Origin of the sequence: Fulvimarina pelagi HTCC2506, assembly GCF_000153705.1 — a bacterium.
GTDB classification, from domain to species: Bacteria; Pseudomonadota; Alphaproteobacteria; order Rhizobiales; family Rhizobiaceae; genus Fulvimarina; species Fulvimarina pelagi.
Genome location: NZ_DS022273.1, coordinates 71664 through 89909, shown reverse-complemented (window position 1 = coordinate 89909; position 18246 = coordinate 71664). Strand labels below are relative to the sequence as shown.

The 18246-nt window shown below is 62.7% G+C and carries 12 protein-coding genes; 7 read left to right on the top strand and 5 right to left on the bottom strand.

The genetic code is table 11. From position 1 onward, the window contains the following. Nucleotides 1–55 precede the first annotated feature (55 nt). Nucleotides 56–1060 (bottom strand): plasmid partitioning protein RepB, encoded by a 1005-nt coding sequence (repB, locus tag FP2506_RS17670; protein ID WP_007068985.1) that lies wholly within the window; start codon nt 1058–1060, stop codon nt 56–58. Further along, on the bottom strand, nt 1057–2268 hold the full coding sequence (gene repA, locus FP2506_RS17665) for a plasmid partitioning protein RepA (protein ID WP_007068984.1): 1212 nt from the start codon (nt 2266–2268) through the stop codon (nt 1057–1059). Before repA ends, repB begins: the two co-directional genes overlap by 4 nt. Nucleotides 2269–2754: 486 nt before the next feature. Between repA and FP2506_RS17660 the strand changes: the two genes are divergently transcribed. The 7 genes from FP2506_RS17660 to FP2506_RS19040 all read left to right on the top strand — a co-directional run bounded on the left by FP2506_RS17660 (nt 2755) and on the right by FP2506_RS19040 (nt 16280). Next, the gene (locus FP2506_RS17660; protein WP_040490330.1) at nt 2755–3678 is read left to right on the top strand and encodes a helix-turn-helix domain-containing protein; all 924 of its coding nucleotides are present in this window, start codon (nt 2755–2757) and stop codon (nt 3676–3678) included. Between the two features lie 229 nt (nt 3679–3907). Beyond that, nucleotides 3908–6406, top strand: a complete 2499-nt coding sequence (locus tag FP2506_RS17655; protein ID WP_007068981.1) for a ParB/RepB/Spo0J family partition protein — start codon at nt 3908–3910, stop codon at nt 6404–6406. Between the two features lie 502 nt (nt 6407–6908). Further along, the gene (locus tag FP2506_RS17650) at nt 6909–11417 is read left to right on the top strand and encodes a strawberry notch-like NTP hydrolase domain-containing protein (protein ID WP_007068980.1); all 4509 of its coding nucleotides are present in this window, start codon (nt 6909–6911) and stop codon (nt 11415–11417) included. A 319-nt stretch (nt 11418–11736) separates the two neighbouring features. Next, entirely contained in the window at nt 11737–12801 is a 1065-nt protein-coding gene (locus FP2506_RS17645; protein WP_007068979.1) for a DUF7146 domain-containing protein, read from the top strand. Between the two features lie 349 nt (nt 12802–13150). Continuing rightward, the gene (locus FP2506_RS17635) at nt 13151–14086 is read left to right on the top strand and encodes a DUF2493 domain-containing protein (RefSeq protein ID WP_007068978.1); all 936 of its coding nucleotides are present in this window, start codon (nt 13151–13153) and stop codon (nt 14084–14086) included. Nucleotides 14087–14407: 321 nt separating this feature from the next. Next, a complete protein-coding gene (locus tag FP2506_RS17630) occupies nt 14408–15628 on the top strand; it encodes a Fic family protein (protein ID WP_007068977.1) in 1221 nt (406 codons plus the stop codon). 328 nt (nt 15629–15956) lie between these two features. Then, a complete protein-coding gene (locus FP2506_RS19040) occupies nt 15957–16280 on the top strand; it encodes a single-stranded DNA-binding protein (protein WP_040490361.1) in 324 nt (107 codons plus the stop codon). A 71-nt stretch (nt 16281–16351) separates the two neighbouring features. Here FP2506_RS19040 and FP2506_RS17620 read toward each other — a convergent pair whose 3' ends face one another. From FP2506_RS17620 to FP2506_RS17610, 3 genes are read right to left on the bottom strand one after another with little or no spacing between them, the layout of a single operon-like run. Then, complete coding sequence (locus tag FP2506_RS17620) at nt 16352–16555, bottom strand: hypothetical protein (RefSeq protein WP_148227732.1); 204 nt, start codon at nt 16553–16555, stop codon at nt 16352–16354. Nucleotides 16556–16610: 55 nt separating this feature from the next. Then, nucleotides 16611–17369 carry a hypothetical protein gene (locus FP2506_RS17615; protein ID WP_007068974.1) on the bottom strand — a complete coding sequence of 253 codons (759 nt, stop codon included), beginning with the start codon at nt 17367–17369 and terminating at the stop codon, nt 16611–16613. Then, complete coding sequence (locus tag FP2506_RS17610; protein ID WP_081448438.1) at nt 17369–18064, bottom strand: ParA family protein; 696 nt, start codon at nt 18062–18064, stop codon at nt 17369–17371. The genes FP2506_RS17615 and FP2506_RS17610 overlap by 1 nt, the downstream gene beginning before the upstream one ends. Nucleotides 18065–18246: the final 182 nt, after the last annotated feature.

The window sequence follows — 18246 nt, the reverse complement described above, 5'->3', positions numbered from 1 at the left end:
GCAGCTGCCACCTTTTTAGAACGCGCCGGTTGAAAACCCTCCTCCGTCCTGGCGATTAAACGTCCCTGTCGAGATATGCCTCGACGAGCCGTGGAAGTTCCTCTCGCAGATAAGCCGCGAGTCCGGTCTCTCCAGGATCATCGACCTTGAACGAGACTTCTCTGCCCTCCCCGCGGGACGACACCGTTACCCCCTTCCCCGAAAATATCGATGCTGCGGGCTTGCGAGGCGTCGTAGCGAAGTTCTTCATGTAGATGGCAAAGCGCCGATCGCTCGCCATGTCGATCCAGTCCGAAGACTCTATCAGCGAGGTCATCGCACGCAGCGCCGCTTTCTTGCCGCTTGCATCGACGATCTTCGCCAACGCCTCCCAACGCGGACGGCCGATCTTCGGCGCCGGACCGATCGCTTCGACGATTTCGCGGGGAATGCTCGAGGCCAGCGTCGTCAGCTTGGAGACGTTGGTGGGTGGGATCGAAAGGGCCGCTGCAATCGTCTCGCGCTTGTATTTGCGGGCCTTCAGAAGTTGAGCGAACAGTGCCTGCTCGATGAATGTGAGATCCTTTCGTTCGGTGTTCTCCTTGCCGAGTGCGACCACCATCTGCTCGTCGTCGAGCTCTGTGACGATCGCCTTGACCGGTTGTCCGAGTTCGGCACAGGCCTTCCAGCGGCGATGGCCGTAGGCAATCTGGTAGCGCTCCGGCTTTTCCGGATGAGCGCGGACGAGGATAGGGACTTGCTGGCCGCTCTCGCGAATGCTGAGAACGAGCTCGGCAAAGCCGACGTCCCCATCGACGGGAAGAAGCCGGTCCTGGACGAAGGAGGCCTCGATCGAAGCCGTGTCGAGTTCGACCACGTGAGCGTTCTCGGCGATGTGCCGGCGAAGTGCCTCGTTCTCTTCTTCGATGCGCGACAGCGAGCTTTCGAGAGAGCGCACAGCGCCCGCGGACGCGTTGCGCGGTGCGGTCTGCGGCTTTTCCTGGAGGTCGGGAGCCGCCGGTGAGGGTGCTTCCGAGAACATCGCCTTCATACGGGCGGCCCGTTCGCTGGCTTTGCTCATGACCGTCCCCACGCCTGTTTGATCAATCCGAAGATCTCCGCATTTGCCGCGTCAACCGCATCGAGCGCACGACGAAGCGTATCGCGGTTCATCGTACCGCGTTCGATCTCGTAGAGCGATTTCTTTTCAAGACCCGCATTGGCGATCGCCGTCGTCTCGACCACCGGTGTGACGCACACATGGTCCGTGAAGAGGGTGCGCAGCAGGGTCGTGACATTGACCTGTGGAAGATCGTGCGGATTGTGCCGCGTGAGAAGGTAGCGGAAGAAATCTTGCCGCATCGTGCCCCCTGCCCTCTCGATGACGCCGAGAAGATCCGAGGTCATGGCGAGGAACTGGTTCATTGAGGCGACGTCGAGCATCGCCGGATGGATCGTGACGACGATAGAGGTCGAGGCGAAGAGCGCCGAGAGCGTGAGATAGCCGAGCTGCGGCGGCGCGTCGATCAGAACCACGTCGTATTCGTCGTCGACCGAGCGCAGCGCCGCCTTCAGCCGCCGAAAGAACATCTGGTCGCCGCGCGACTTGCCCTCGACGATGGCGCGCGGAGTGTCGTGCTCGAACTCCATCAGTTCGAGATTGCCGGGCACCAGATCGAGGCCGGGGAAGTACGTCTCGACGATGACCTCGCGAATGTCGATCGTGTCGTCGTAGCGGATCGCTGGATAGAGGGTCTTGTCCGCCGAGACATCGAACTCGGGCTGGATGCCGAACATGGAGGTCAGGGAAGCCTGCGGATCGAGATCGACGACGAGTACGCGCAGGCCCTGAAAAGCGAGATAGTGAGCGAGGTGGATCGAGGTCGTGGTCTTGGCAGAGCCACCCTTAAAGTTCGCGACAGCGAGAACCTGCAGATGGTCGCCTTTGCGGCGGCCGGGCAGGAATTTCAGCGCCTGGTTCGGACGCTTCTCGGCGAGATGCCGGCGCAGCGCGTTGATTTGGTCGAGCGTGTAAAGCTTGCGACCGTTGTCGAGCTGGGTCGGCGACACGGCTTCGCCGTCGATCGCCATTTGCCGGACCGTCGATTCGCCGATGCCGAGGAGATCGGCGACCTCGCGGCTGGTGAACGTCCGAAGCGACTTGCGCGCCTCTGGCGGATAGAGGCTCTGGCGCATGGCGTGGAGCTGCCGCGACAGAGTTTCGGAGTGACGCGCGATGACAGCGGCTGCATCTTCGGCGGTCACGGTTTTTTCGGCGTCCGCGCTCACGCTGTCTCCTGACGGAAAAACTTTGCTTTGGCGCTCTATAGCGTCAGCTTCGAGTTACCGCTAGGCTTTACGAGAGACTCAGCCGAGTCGCATTCAGCTTCGCACAGGTTAGGCGAAGCCGCGTGCGGCAGGCGAGGGGCCTTGCCGAAATTCTCCTGAGGCTTGGAAGGGCGGGAGCATCGGCAGCGGCCAGATGCGGCACCAGCTGGTTATGCGTGGGTGTCGGAGACGAAGTCTGTCCTCGCTTCGACGAGGGCGGTTTCGAATAGCTGCATTAGCGCAGCTGAACGAACCGAAGCTAGACCCCGGGCGGGGCGTCACACGAGGAGATGCGATCGGCAAAAGAAAAGGCCCCGAAGCGGGAGCCGCCTGGGACCTGATCTGAATATCGTGGTTGAATTCTGAATAGGCCCTTTCACCGACATCGTCAATGAAAATCGCGGTTTGCCGCCACGGGAATTTTTTGCCTCGCGCAAGGAAAGAACGATGGCCACCGAACACTTTCGCTCGGACTTTTGTCCAGGCTCGAACCCTCTTGCCGATCATCAGCATATGGGAACGCAAAACTGCGACCTGTTCGATCTTGCGGTCCGTCCGCACGAAGAACTGGAAGGGGACGGCAGTGCGGCTTCCAGCATTCCGCATCCTAGTTTTGCGGCTCGGGCGGAAATCTGGCGTTCGTTCCGCGAGGGACAGATCTCGTTTGCGGAGGCGCAACGGCGGTCGGCAAAGATCGGCGCTCTTGCCGAAAAGCCGATCAAGCCCGTTCGCCTGATGCACGGCGCGCCGGGAAAGCCCAGACCACCCGTTGCACGGCCCCGCGAAACGCGTCCCGAACCGAACGAAAGCCGGCAGTATGCCAATCCGATGGCGACGACGGCGGCGCGCGACGACCGGCTGACGCCGCAGGCGAAAGCGCTTCTCCAGGTGATCCGCGCGCGTGCGGGGAAGGGGAGGGAGACCCAGACGACCAAGGGAACGCTCGCTGCAATCCTGAGCCGCTCGACGCGCTCGATCACCCGGTACCTGCGCGATCTCGAGCGATGCGGTTATGTGACGACGCGCACGCGGGCGGACCATCGCGGCCTGCATCTCGGGCTTGTCCTGACGATCACCGAGAAAGTGATGCCGTTCTACTCGAACTTGAAGAAGCTGGGCGCCTGGCTCGGCGAAAGTGTCGGACTGAAGCCGATCGTACCGTTCATGCCGTTTGCGACTGGCGAAGCGGGGCAAGGGAGGGCGGCGGCGTTGGATTCGGATGACGGACTGGGCACCGATCAGACAAGGGTCGTTGGAAATAGAGGGGTGACACTTCTGTCATCCAAAAACCAAACTCATAATGATTCCTCTTGCTCGGATTCAAATGGCCTTCGAAAAATTGATAGGGCAACTTTCGCAGCGAGCGATTGACCGCCGGAATTAGCCGCGCGACAGGCCGTAACGGCTCTTCGATAAGCATATTGAGGTCGAGCAGCGATTTCACGCGTCGGTCGTTTGGAAGCGCGTCTGGCGGCCTTTCTGGGCGTCATCGCTGCGGCCGTTCGTTCGGCTGGAAAGAGGAAAAGTCAGGGGGAGGGGTGTGACGTGTTTTGAAGGACGAGAGAGGCTTGTCCGGTCCGTCGCAAGGAGGTTCGTCTCCATGACCCCCACCGAAATCCGCAACATCCCGCTCTCGGAGCTGTCGCTGTCATCGCAGAACGTTCGCAAGGCGAAACCGAGTGCGTCCGAAGACGCCGAACTCGAAGCCTCGATCCTGGCGCACGGCCTCAAGCAGAACCTCGGCGTCGTTCGAAGCGGCGAAGATGACCGATACCTCGTTCATTCCGGCGGTCGGCGGCTGAAGGCGCTGCAAGTGCTTGCTTCGAAGGGAGCGGTTTCGCCGAGCGTGCTCGTTCCGTGTCTCGTCGATGATCAGAAGGCCGCCTTCGAGGTCTCGCTCGCCGAAAACGTCGTCCGCGTCGCGATGCATCCTGCCGACGAATTCGAGGCATTTGCATCGCTGATCGAGGGCGGCGCCAGTGCGGAGGACGTCGCCCGACGCTTCGGCGTCAGCGTGACACGTGTTCGCAAACGCATGAAGCTGGCCGCGATCGCGCCGGAGCTCGTCGATCACTATCGATCCGGAACGATCACGCTCGATACGCTGATGGCGTTCACCCTGACCGACTGCCACGATCGCCAGCGCGAAGTGTTCGCCCTGATTGAACCCACCCTTGGTCACAGCAGCTCGGCATCCTATCCAGTGAGGCGGCATCTCACCGAAACCCATATGCCGGGCCATTCGCGGCTTGCCCGCTTCGTCGGTGTCGAAGCCTATGAAGCAGACGGCGGTTCGGTGACCCGCGATCTCTTCAGCGATGACGAGAATGGTCATGCCGTCTGGTTCGACGATCCCGTCCGGCTACAGGCGCTGGCGATCGAGACACTGGAGGAACATGCCGAGACGTTGCGCGCCGACTGGAAGTGGGTGGACGTCATGCTCGATATCCCCTGGCAGGCGCTTCGAGCCTATGGGCGGGTCTATCCTGAAGCGAAGGAGATCGATCGAGCGCTGGCTGCGGAGCGCGATGCGATCGAAGCGCGTCTGAAAGAGCTCTCCGACCTCGAAGAGCCGTCCGACGACGACCTCGCCGAGCACGACCAGTTCACGGAAAGGCTCGACGAGATCGAAGATGAGATCGCGTCGGTCGAGGACGCTTATTCCGACGAAGCGAAGGTCATCGCGGGCGGGATCGTCACGCTCGACTGGGCCGGGGAAATCAGGTTCGAGGCTGGCCTGGTGCGGCTTGAGGACATGCCGGACGAAGAAGACTCAGAAGAGCTGTCAGCACCAAATGACGATGCGCTCGCGGCGGCGGCGACGACCGGGGAGACAAGGATTGCAAACCATCGGATCGAGACAAACTTTCGGGGTGAAGAGCTTGATGATGTGGACGACGGTCTAGACGGTGAGCCCCTCCAACGATCGAGACGGACCGGACTGCGCATCGAACCGCCGCGCAATCTCGTCGGAGGATCGCCTGACGCACCGACGTTCGAACCTTCGCCCGCCGCGGCGAGGCTGAAGGAGGCCGGCTTTTCGGCAGCGCTCGCCGACGATCTTCGGGCAACCCGCCATCAGATCTTGCAAGCCCACCTTTCCGCCGACTTCGAAACCGCCTTCGACCTCGTGCTGTATTCGATGTGCCTCGAAGTCTTTGGGATCGGCTATCGAGCGAGGCCAATCGATGTCTCGCTGCGACCGGCGATGACGCAGGGCTCCCGCGATCATCTGTCGGGGACGAAGGCGGAGCGAATGCTGAAGAAGCAGAAGTCCGAGCTCAAGTTGGACTGGATGGGCCTTCCGAAGCCGGACGACTTCGCCGCGCTCTGCGCGCTGTCAGCTGACGAGAAGCAGGCGCTATTCGCCTTTGCGACGGCCCATGGCCTCATCCAGCAGCTCGCCATCAATCACAGCGCCGATCCGGTCGTGGAATCTGCTGGTGAGCGGATGAAGGTCGATGTAGCGGCACACTGGCGGCCGACGGCCTCGGACTATTTCGGGCGGGTGAAGAAGGACGCTTCGCTCGAAACGATCCGCGCCATGATCGGTGAGCCATTCGCCGACCGGCACGCCGGCGACAAGAAGGCGTTCCTCGCCGAGGTGATGGAAGGCGCTTTCTCGAATGAAGGCACGGCGCGGGCAGGCTTGGCGCCGGACATCGCGGCGAAGACCGCGCGTTGGCTTCCTGCCGGCATGGGGTTTGCGGAAAAGGGCGACGAAAGAGGCGTAGGGCCGGTTTCCTTAGTGGCCGATCAGGATGCTTTTTCGCCCAACGAAGAGGACGGAGCTCGGATGTGTGAATCGTCCCTGTACGTCGCGGTGCCCAGTCCAGCCACGCCGGCTACCTCGGTGCGATGCGGCCATGGGCCCACAATCGAGGCTGGCGCGTCGGTCGACGGCGGAGCTCAGATCGACGTCGATGATGATGTCCTGGTTGGCGAGCATCCAACCAAGCCGCATCAGCGGAATAGCGAAAAGCCTAGTGCCGTCAAAACACGCGCCGATCTCGAAGTCCGTGATGACAGTCCTGACGATGGGTTGGACGAGGAGATTGCCCTGCCCGCGTTCCTGAGCGAAATCGGCCGAGCGGCCTGACCGCAGCTGCAGTTCTCGTCATCGCTCGAAACATCGGAGCCGGACGCGGTTCTGACTTTGGGCGATGATCGATCGGCGTCTCGCCACCTTGTGCGTGACGAGCGGCACTGCCTGACCACCGGAACCTGTCTTGCGACGGACGCTCCTTCCTGCCGGAGGAGATGCGAGACAGGCGGGTCCACTGATGCGGACGGCTTCCTTCGGACCACTTCGAAGACGCATCGACACTGCGGCGGACGACCGCTCACGTTCAACCCGATCGAAACCGAACAGCTTGCCACACACCGTGGCCTGAAGAGGCGATGGCGAAAGTCATCGCCTCTTGTCGTGCTGGCGCTGGCAGAGCGGAAGGCAAACGAAGAACCATCGCTCGGATTCAGTGGTCGTCGCAGCGAGGCGAACCCTTGAAGTGGAAGAGAGAGGGCCGGGAAGGCGAGCCTTCCGAGGGGTCGAGAGAGATCCGAGGGGAGGGCGGAAACCTTGACCCGATTGGAGCCTTTCGATGAGCCTCACATCCAATGTCGACCTCTTTCAAACGCCGTCCCTGTTCGCTTTCACTGAGGCGTCCGCCGACCTGATCGGCGGCACAGACGCCGGAGTGACGGCGCGACCGACGAATTACCTTGCGATCGTCGACGCCGCGCAATCGCTTCTCACGTCTCTCGAAGCTGGGACACGGATCGACGGGCGCGGGCTGAGGGCCGCGATGGAGGCGGCGTTCGGCGGCACGGACGCGGAAGGGTTCTGGGTCTGGAAGGACGCCTACGAGGCGGTCGAGACGGCGCAGGTTCTGTTTGTCCTGAAGTACGACGCCGTCATGCAGCGCCAGGCGCGGTACCGCGCCAAGGACGATCCCCAGGAAACTGCGCGCATCGTTCTTCAAATGCTGGCGGCGGTTGCTGATATCTGCCCGACGCAGACTCGGCGTAGTGAGGAGAGTAAGAAGCGCCAGCAGTTCTCGACGCCGCTGCCGCTCGCCTTCGTCGCCGCTCAGGCAGCAGGAATCCTATCAAGCGATACCGTTCTCGAACCCTCTGCCGGCACAGCCATGATGGCGGTGTTCGCGAGGACCGCCGGCGCCGCGCTCATCCTCAACGAGTATTCCGATCTGCGCGCGAAGCTTTTGAAGGCGACGCTCAACGTCGATCGGGTCACACGATTCGACGCCGCGGCGATCCATGACCGTCTGGACGCCCATATGACCCCGTCGCTCGTTCTCATGAACCCGCCCTTCTCGTCGACACCCGGCATTGCGAGGCGGATGAAGGGAACGACCGCACGGCACATCCGCTCGGCTCTGCAACGGCTTCAGCCCGACGGACGGCTGGTCGCGATCACGGGCGAGAGTTTTAACCCCGACAATCCGGCCTGGCGCGAGACCTTTCGCGATCTTCAGACGATCGGCCGCGTCGTCTTCTCCGCCGGGATCGCGGGCAAAGTCTTCGCCCCGCACGGGACGACGATCGAAACGCGGCTCACCGTCATCGACAAGGGACCGGCCGAGGATCCGACGCGCTTCAACGGTCTTCAGCGAAAAGCGGACTGCGCGTTCGACCTTCTGGCGATGGTGCAGACGTCTTGTCCGCCGCGTCTCGTCGGTGTGGGTGGAAGCTGCGTAGCGCGTCCGGCTTCGTCTTCGCCGTCTGCTGACCAGGGTCGTTCCAAACCGGATGCCTCCGGACAACCCCCGCTTTGGTCGACAACTCGTAGTTCGAGCGGCGCGCTGTCTCAGTCTGCGACCGCGCGGAATGAAGCGACCAGATCGCCGGGCAAGTCCAAAACCGCCATCGCCCCCGGTGATCGCGACATTATCGATGTCGCCTACACTTCGCGCGACTGGAGCCCGAACGCGGATCAGCTGACCGCCTCGCTCTACGAGGCCTACGAGGTCCAGGCGATCACGATCGAGGGCGCGAAGCCGCATCCGACGACGCTCGTCCAGTCGGCGGCGATGGCCTCCGTCGCGCCGCCCGTCCCGTCCTATCGACCGAAGGTTCCCGCGCATCTCATCCGCGACGGCATTCTGTCCGATGCCCAGATCGAGAGCGTCGTCTATGCCGGCGAAGCGCATTCGGGCTTTCTCTCCGGCTTCTGGAAACGTGACACCGAGACCGGCGAGCTTATCGCAGCGAGCGAAGGCGAGGGCGCCAAACTCCGGCGCGGCTGGTTCCTCGGTGACGGAACGGGCTGCGGCAAGGGCCGTCAGGTCGCCGGCATCATCATGGACAACTGGCTGAAGGGTCGCCGCAAGGCGGTCTGGCTCTCGAAGTCCGACAAGCTGATTGAGGACGCCCGCCGCGACTGGATCGCACTCGGCGGAGCAGCGTCCGACATCGTCGCGCTCCCAAAGTTCAAGCAGGGCGCGGAGATTGCGATGTCCGCCGGCATCCTGTTCGTCACCTACGCTACGCTGCGAACGGCCGAGCGGACGATCGGCACCGTCACCAAGACGAGCCGGCTCGCCCAACTGACAGACTGGCTCGGCGAGGGTTTCGACGGCGTCATCGCCTTCGACGAGGCGCACGCCATGGCGAACGCTGCCGGCGGCAAGTCCGAGCGTGGTGACAAGAAACCCTCGCAGCAGGGCAAGGCTGGTCTCGACCTGCAGAACGCGGTCCCCGGAGCGCGGGTGGTCTACGTTTCGGCGACGGGTGCGACAGAAGTGAGCAATCTCGCCTATGCCAGCCGGCTCGGTCTCTGGGGCACCGGCGACTTTCCGTTCGTGACCCGGGCCTTGTTCGTCTCGGCGATGGAGGCGGGCGGGATCGCCGCCATGGAGGTGATCAGCCGCGATCTGAAAGCGCTCGGTCTTTACATGGCGCGGTCGGTTTCTTACGCCGGCGTCGAATACGATATGCTCGTTCATGATCTGTCTCAGAGCCAGATCGCGATCTACGACAGCTATGCCGAAGCCTTCCAGCTCATTCACAATCATCTGGACGCCGCGCTTCTCACCTCCGGCGTCACCTCGGACGAGGGAACGCTGAATGCGCAGGCCAAATCGGCGGCCAGGTCAGCTTTCGAATCGAACAAGCAGCGCTTCTTCCAGCATCTGATCTCAGCCATGAAGTGCCCGTCACTCATTCCGGCGATCCAAGCGGACCTCGAGGCGGGCCATTCGGCCGTCGTTCAGATCGTCTCGACCTCGGAGGCGTTGCTCGAGCGCCGGCTTGCCGAAATCCCGGCGTCGGAATGGCACGACATCCAGCTCGACGTGACGCCGCGCGAATACGTCCTCGACTATCTCCGACATTCCTTCCCCGTCCAGCTGTTCGAGCCGTTCACGGACGAGGATGGCAATCTTCATTCCCGCCCGGCCATCGACGAGGCGGGCAATCCGGTTCTCTGCCGGGAGGCGGTCGCGCGGCGCGATGCCATGATTGAAAAGCTCGGCAGTCTCGCCCCTGTCCAGGGAGCCCTCGATCAGCTGATCTGGCGCTTCGGAACGGATGCGGTGGCGGAAGTGACGGGCCGCTCGCGGCGCGTGGTGCGGACGACAGACGGCCAGCTCAAGGTCGAAAAGCGTCCGGCCTCGTCGAACATCGCCGAAACGCAAAGCTTCATGGACGATGACAAGCGCATCCTCATCTTCTCCGACGCCGGCGGGACGGGCCGATCCTACCATGCCGATCTCGGCGCGAAGAACCAGAGGATTCGGGTCCACTATCTGCTCGAACCCGGCTGGCGCGCCGACAATGCGATCCAGGGGCTCGGTCGCACGCACCGGACGAACCAGGCGCAGCCACCGTTGTTCCGGCCCGTGGCGACGAATGTGAAGGGCGAGAAGCGGTTTCTGTCGACCATCGCCCGGCGGCTCGACACGCTCGGCGCGATCACAAGAGGCCAGCGCCAGACCGGCGGGCAGGGGATGTTCCGGGCCGAGGACAATCTTGAAAGCCCCTATGCACGGGCCGCGCACCGCCGTTTCTTCGCCGCGGTCCATGCCGGTCGCATCGAGGCCTGTTCGCTGGAGCGCTTCGAGACGATGACGAGTCTGGAACTCACCGGTGACGACGGCACGCTGCGGGATGACCTGCCGCCGATCCAGCGGTTCCTGAATCGCTGTCTGGCGCTCACTATCGAAATGCAGAACGCGGTCTTCGAGGCCTTCACCGGCATCCTCTCCGATATCGTCGAGGCGGCGATTGCCGGCGGGACATACGACATCGGCCTCGAAACGCTGAAGGCCGAGCGTTTCACCGTGACAGACCGCAAAGTGATCTACGAGGACGCCTCCGGCGCGACGACGACGGCGCTGACCATCGAGGCGGTCCACCGCAATACGCCGATGAGCATCGACGAGGCCATGGATATGAGCCGAGGCGAGAACCGTTCTCGGCTTCTCGTCAACGAGCAATCGGGCCGCGCGGCGGTCGAGGTTCCAGCTTCGGCGCTGATGGGCGACGATGGCGGGATCGTCGAGCGGGTCCGGCTTGTCAGACCGATGGGCTCGGAGTCCATGACCCTGATCGAGATGAAGGCCTCGCACTGGACGCCGGTCGAGCCTGACGCGTTCCAGGCGGCGTGGGAGGCCGAGACGACGGGCATCCCCGAGTTCTCGACGTCGACCCTGACGATCATCTCCGGGCTGCTCCTGCCGATCTGGGACCGGCTGCCGGAGGAGAACTGCCGGGTCTACCGGCTGCAGACGGAGACCGGCGAGCGCGTCATCGGTCGCATGGTGACCACCGACCAGCTCGGGGCGGTGTTCGATAATCTCGGGCTTTCGAAAGGCGCCAAGATCGCGCTGAAGCCGGAAGAGATCGAAGAGGCGGTCATGCAGCGTGGAACGAGCATCCCCCTTCTGGGGGACATGGCGCTTCGCCGCTCGCGGGTGATGAACGCGAACCGGATGGAGGTGATCGGTTTCGATCCGGCGCATCTGCCGCTCCTCAAGAACCTCGGCTGCATGACGGAGATCATCCAGTGGAAGACGAGGCTATTTGTGCCCCTCGGCGATAGGGTAGCGCTGGAACGCGTGCTGGAGCGGTTTCCTCTACGAGGGTTGTAGACGTTGTCCAGCAAACTCGCGCACGCCGCCTGAAGAGGCTCCGGGGCCGAGGATCGCGTCAAGCGTCCGGTCTCGCCCCGGTCGCCGCATCGCTTGGGATCGGATCAATCCCGGTGCGAGTGCCGCCGCGAAGGCCTGGATCGATTGCGCGGCTCGGATCTACGGGCGTCCCCATCGATCGCTTGACGAATGTCCGAGCCGGACTGCGCTCGCCCCCTTGTCGTTTTGCCTTTCGCTCAGCTCAACGCCGCCTGCTTCAGCCACCGGGCGGCCGCACTGCCCGTCTTTCCTACTACCGAAATTCAAGGAGATCGTTGTCATGGATACGATCGCAGACATCGCAACGGCCCTCGCCGCTAATGCGGAAGGCTTCTGCCAAACCTATCTGCCGAACGGTCGACGGTCTGGCGGCTACTGGACAGTCGGCGACGTCACCGGTGCCAAGGGTGAAAGTCTGGCGGTGCGGCTGACTGGCTCCGCTGATCGACCACCCGGTAAATGGACCGACTATGCAACGTCTGAACATGGTGACCTCCTCGATCTGATGGGTCATCTGACGTCGGCAACGACGGTGCCGGAGGCCCTCGACGAAGCGCGGCGCTTTTTGGGATGGCCCCGATACGGAAAGCAGCCAGCCAGTCTGTCGGCAGCGCGAAGGCGGTCTAGACCAAAGCCGCTGGAGCGGCTTTCAGAGAAGGCGCATGAGACTCGCACCAGCGCCAGAAAACGCGCCCGAAGGCTCTGGTCGCTGGGGAAACCGATCGCAGGCACACCGGCGGAAACCTATCTGACATCCCGCGGCATCGCCCGGTTAGGAGACGCGCTGCGTTATCATCCCGCTGTTCGATACAGGGACGCCGAGACCAGCGAGTTGAAGGCCGCGCCGGCGCTACTAGCGAAGATCACCGGACAGTTCGGGGAGACCACCGGCGTTTCGCGAACCTGGCTCGACCCGGAGCGCGGAACCCTCGCCGACATGACCGACCCGAAGCGCGTCATGGGCGACCTTCGCGGGTCCGGCGTTCGCCTCAGTGATCCGGCATCGCCTATCCTGGCGGTCGGGGAGGGGATCGAGACGGTTCTTTCCGTCGGCTCGGTCCTTCCGAAGCTTTCCGTCACCGCCTGCCTCTCCGCGACACATCTTAGCCTGTTCGACGTCCCCGAGACCGTCCAGGAGCTCTGGATCGTGAAGGACGCTGACGATGCGGGAGCCCGAGCGGCTCGAACCCTTCGCGAGCGGCTGGTTGGCCGCACCATCGTCATCCGAGAGATCGAGCCGGTGCTCGGTGACTTCAACGACGATCTGACCGCCTGGGGTCCGGACGCGCTTCGCGCCCGGCTGCGCCATGACTTCGGAGACCGGATCGATCAGCTGGCTGGCTGAGGGAAAAGCACGAATCGGCGCAGTCCTCGAAGGCGCCAGCGGTTTGGACGGGTGATGGAAGCGCTGTTCCTGTCCGGCGCTCGTGATGCGTTGAACGGACCTGGGACGACGGACCGATAGCCTCGGGACGGGTCGGGCGGAAAGCCGCCCTCATCGTCGGTCGCAAGGCCGGTCCCAAGCCTGTTTTCCCCGCTTCGCTCCTCGCGCAACAAAACAGGTTCATCTTCGATCTTGGGTCCGGCCTCGACGCATGCTGCTCCGCCCTTCGGGTGCGCCGCGATGCCGCCCGGGCTCCTGGCCGCGCTGTCCCGGCCGATCAAACGGCCTCACAAGAAAGAGGAACAGCGCCATGTCTCATCGTCAAAGCCAAGCCGCCGCCTTCGAGGCGAGCTTCACCCCTTCCAGCCCCACCGCCCGGCTTCTCGACGACTACGCGCTTTACGGCGTGACGCCGGGCTCGGACGAGCGCGACGCCCGCGAACTCCCTGACGCCGATCTGGCGGAAGCCAACATCATCGCTCTCATGGAGACGATGGCCTCGCTGGTGGCCGATACCCGCCTCGAGGACGAGACCGACGAACTCCTTTGGAGCCTCGTCAACACCTTCCATCGCCGGATCGTCCATACCGAAAAGCGCCTCGACGACATCGAACTGAAGCAACGCCAGTCGCAGCGCGAGCAGGACGGCTCGGAAATCCGCAGCGTTGAACTAGAACGCCTCGTCGACGAGGGCCGAACCCTTTCCCAAACACGTGACGCCTTCGAGGCGATGCGCGAGTGGGCCGCCGAGAGCTACCACGTCCAGACCGGTTCGCCCTGGCGACCGCGCACGGGATCGAAGACATCGCACAAGGCGGTGACCGCCGCGGTGATCGACAGCCGAGACTTCATTTCAGCGAAACGCCGGAAGGAGACCGAGGCCAGCTGCCCGGAGGGGACGAAGATTGCATTCGCCGGTGGCCACGACGTCACCGAGGTCGGCCCGATCTGGTCGGCTCTCGACAAAGCCCGCGCGAAGTACCCGGACATGGTGCTGATCCACGGCGGAACCGCCAAGGGTGCCGAGCTGATCGCGGCGAAGTGGGCCGCGACGAGAGCTGTCACCGCTGTTGCCTTCAAGCCGGACTGGAACCGGCACGGCAAAGCTGCGCCGTTCAAGCGCAACGATCAGATGCTCGAGATCATGCCGCAGGGCGTCATCGCCGCACCCGGTAACGGCATCACCGAAAACCTCGTCGACAAGGCGAAGAAGCTCGGCATCGCCGTCATGAGGATCGGCGCCTGAGGGCGCCTTTTCAAGCGAAGAACGTGGAAGCCGAGAGACTGGATCATGCTGAGCAGCGACCTCGCTCTGACGCACTCGATTCTATCAAAGGGTCGCACCCACATGACCTCGATGGGAGATACTGAGACGCAGCTGCATAGTGCCACGAATGGCGGCCGTACTGGAAAAACGCAACCTTTGAGTTGGCGGATCTGGTCCAGAAGAAAACATCGGCAACCAAGATCGGCAAATCATAATGATTTTGGTCCAAGAGCGCACTATGATTGCGGGGTCGAAGCGATTAGCGAGATCGGCAAAACCTGACGGAATAGAGGGATCGGTATGGCCCTTATCGAAGCTCCATCGCGCATCGAGCCGTGCCTGTTCGAAGGCGATCTGCCGTCGGCGCTTGCGGACCTCTCCGTCGACCTTCAGCGTGAGAGCGCCGAACTGGGAAAAGGATTGCATCCCGATTCCCTCTTAGAACTCGCCGATCTCGTACGGGTCATGAACTGCTACTACTCGAACCTGATCGAAGGCCACAACACCCGACCGAGGGATATCGAGGCAGCTCTCAAAGGTGCCGAGCTGGCGCCGGAGCGCCGAGCGCTCGCACTCGAAGCCAGAGCGCATGTTGAGGTGCAGCGCGAAATCGATCGACGCCACACGACCGGGGAACTGACCCAACCAACGACAATCGCGTTTATCCGTTGGCTGCACGCATCGTTCTACGACGCGATGCCGGGCGAGTTTCGAAGGGTCGAGATGCCTGGCGCGGGTACGATCGAGATCGAACCGGGAGAGTTCCGATCGAGACCGGAGCACGAAGTCGCCGTTGGACGCCATCAGCCGCCATCTTCCTATCGGGTCGCCGACTTCATGGGCTATTTCGAGCGCCGTTTTGGCGCGGCAGAAAAGCAGTCTGCGCAACGCATCCTTTCGATCGCGACGGCTCATCACCGCTTCAACTTCATCCACCCGTTCATCGACGGGAACGGACGCGTCTCGCGGCTGATGAGCCATGCGATGGGACTGCGCGCCGGCATCGGAGGAGGCGGCCTTTGGTCGGTCTCCCGCGGTCTTGCTCGCGGGCTGAAGGAGCGCGGCGAGTACAAGCAGATGATGGACCACGCCGACAGTCCGAGGCAGGGGGACCTCGATGGTCGCGGAAACCTGTCGCAAGCCGCTCTGACGGACTTCACGAAATGGTTTCTTGAAGTCTGTCTCGACCAGGTGCGCTTCTCGTCCACCATGTTCGATCTCGAGCGGCTCGAGGAGCGGTACCGAGCGCTCGTGCAAGATATGCATGGCGATCGTCGAGCCGCCAATCTGATCTCGGCGGTAATCCGATACGGCTCACTGCAACGCGGTGCCGCAGCGCTCGTCGTCAAGACGTCGGAACGCACGGCCCGATCGATCCTCGGCGAGCTTGCCGATCTCGGATTCCTGAAGTCGAACAGCCCGAAGACGCCAGTTCGGATCGCCTTTCCACTCGACTACCGCGAGCGGCTGTTTCCAAACCTGTTCTCAGACGCAGAGATCGCAGACCGACCGCCGCGCTAGGCTGACGCTCTGAAGGCGACCTATCCGAGCACTCGCTCCTCCATGCCAACGTCTCCGGCAGGGTGCGATCTCGGATTTCGCTGACCCTCAGTGCGAGATGATTGCAGTACGTGGTCGGCGCGAAGCAGTTCACGTCTTGATCCGAATTCAGGCCTCCCCTGTCGTTTCCCGTTTCTCGACGATGCCTATCCCTGACCGCTCGGGGCGCTTTGCGGTCAACCACGATGACGGTTTCCGGCTGCGCCGGACCCTCCGCAATCGAGGTGTGACCGCGCGCCCATTCGCGGCTCTGTCGGGGGCATCGAAACGCGAACGACAGGAGAACCTCATGCGCTCGATCAACCGCCTCACCATCCTCGGCCACATCGGCAACGTCAAAACCTTCGGCAAGGTCACCAAGGTCTCGGTCGCCACAAACCGCAACTGGACCGACGCGAAGGGCAGGAAACAAGAACGCTGCGACTGGGTGCCCGTCACCATCCTCGACGAAGCACAGGCCAGATGGGTCGCCGATAACGCATCGAAGGGCGACCGCATCTACGTCGAAGCGCGGGTCGGCGAGACTTCCTATGGCGAAGGAGAGGACCGCAAATTCACCGTCGACATCATCGCCACGACCTTCAACGTTATGGCTGGGCGAGAAGCCGCCTGAGCCGGCGATCAATTAACCGGGCGGCCGTCTTAGAATTGGCCGCCCGCATGTCTTCGGCTTGGGATCATTGGTCAGGCGGCATTCTCTTCGTCTGCGAACATTTGGTAGACGACATCGTCCTCCGGCTCGTCGAACCAGGCGTTCTGAATTTCGCCAGTGTTCCACTCGTAGACGAAGCCAACATGGCGGCCGTCATCGTTGGAGACGATCCGCCCGACAGCGGTGCCGATCGTCTTCTTGCTGCTGTTCAGCAAATCTCCTAGGTCGTCAGCCATGGGTTCCTCGTTGTCCATTGCTTTGTTGGATTTCGCCGCGTTCTTGATCGATCTGTTAGACCGACCCATGATCCTTCAGATCATTGAAGACCCGATCGATCTCGCGCCAGAAGAGCGGCTCGAACTGGCCGCGCAACATGGCGTCATCGGATCGGACCCGAAGCCGGTCGGCTTGGTCGTGCAGGCCTTCGAGGAGATCGACGGAAACCCGCTTCGAGGTCCTGAAGGCATAGGCGAGGGGGAGTCGCTCGGTGTCAGTGATTGCCGCGAAATCCCCTTGCGGCTCGAACGCGGCGGATGCTCGTTTGCCGGCCAGCTTCAGGATATCTTTTATCGCGAATCCTCGTTCGTCCAGGCTTTCGAGCTGGGCCAGTTGATCGACGCGGGGGACGGCGCGAAGCCAGACAAAGCGGGTTTCGTCCAAACCGTAAATCTCAGCCTTGCCCTGCCTTGTGTTTGAGTTTGGTGCCTCTCCAGAAGCCCCGCCGGTGGACTGCGGATGAAGCGGCTTGATCCTCTTCGGCGCATTCACCGGCGGATGCAGCTTCGTTGCGTCCGCTGATTCGTTCGCCATCACCGCGCGTGCTGACAACTGTTCGGAGGGCTCATCGACTCGTTCCGTGTGTTTTCCCGAACCGTCCTCCTCGTGAGGCCGCGGCATGTGTGTGGGAACCGGTTCGTAGCCGCCGCCAAAGGTGACGCCCTCCGGTTTCAGCGCGCCGAGCCGCGGCCGCTTACGACGACTCGATCGCCGGTCTTCGGCTGGATTCGCGTCATCCGCGGCCTGATCAAAACCTTCGCGTTCGGTCGTCATCAGGCGGCCTCAAGCTGTTTGAGGATCGTCTGCGCTTCGTGGAGCGCATCGCGGTAGAGACGCGCATGCGGCCGCATCAATGGGTTGGGGCTGCTCTCGCGTGTTTCCGCGAGTTCGTTCAGCAGACCTTCGCGATCGACATCCCAGTGCTGAGATCGCTCGAGGAACATCTCGTCGAGGATCGGAAAGCGCTCATAGGCTTTTCGCGCGGCGAGAACCTGTGACTTCTTCGGCCGCGCCGGCATGCGAGTCAGAACGACGGAGAAGGTCGGGAGACCGTCCGGGTCCTCTGTCCGCTTTCGCGCTTCGCAGTAGTAGTTGAAGGTGTCGGCGGTGATGTCGAGATCGGTCTCGGTCGGCACCATCGGGCAGACGATATGGTCGCTCTGTTCCACGACATAGTCTGCCCAGGGACCGGCCTCGCCTTTCGTGTCGATGAAGACGGTATCGACCGTTCCGCTGTCGTGCGCCGCATCGAGAACGCTGTCGAGGTCCTCGACAGCGAAGATTGGCTGAACCGTCAGATCGTCACGGTAAATTTCGAGGCGGTTCGCCCAGCGGACGAACGACAGTTGCGGGTCGGCGTCGAGAACGAGGCATCGTTGGTTGTTCGACAGGGCGGCGCTTGTCAGCGCTCGAATCAGGCTCGTCTTTCCGCAGCCGCCCTTCCTCGCCAGAGTGGTTATCACCTTCATGGCGATCTCCTTCACGGGTCATGCACTTCGACTGAATGAGCGCAGTCACTGGTTGTGATACGCTCGCAAGCGGGGTGCCAGTTCGTAAGGGGGTCATGCAACCAGCTCGGCGCAATCGAACGTCCGGGTATCGCCATTCGGCAACAGGCAGTCCACAGGCGGCATTCGCCATCCCTCATCGG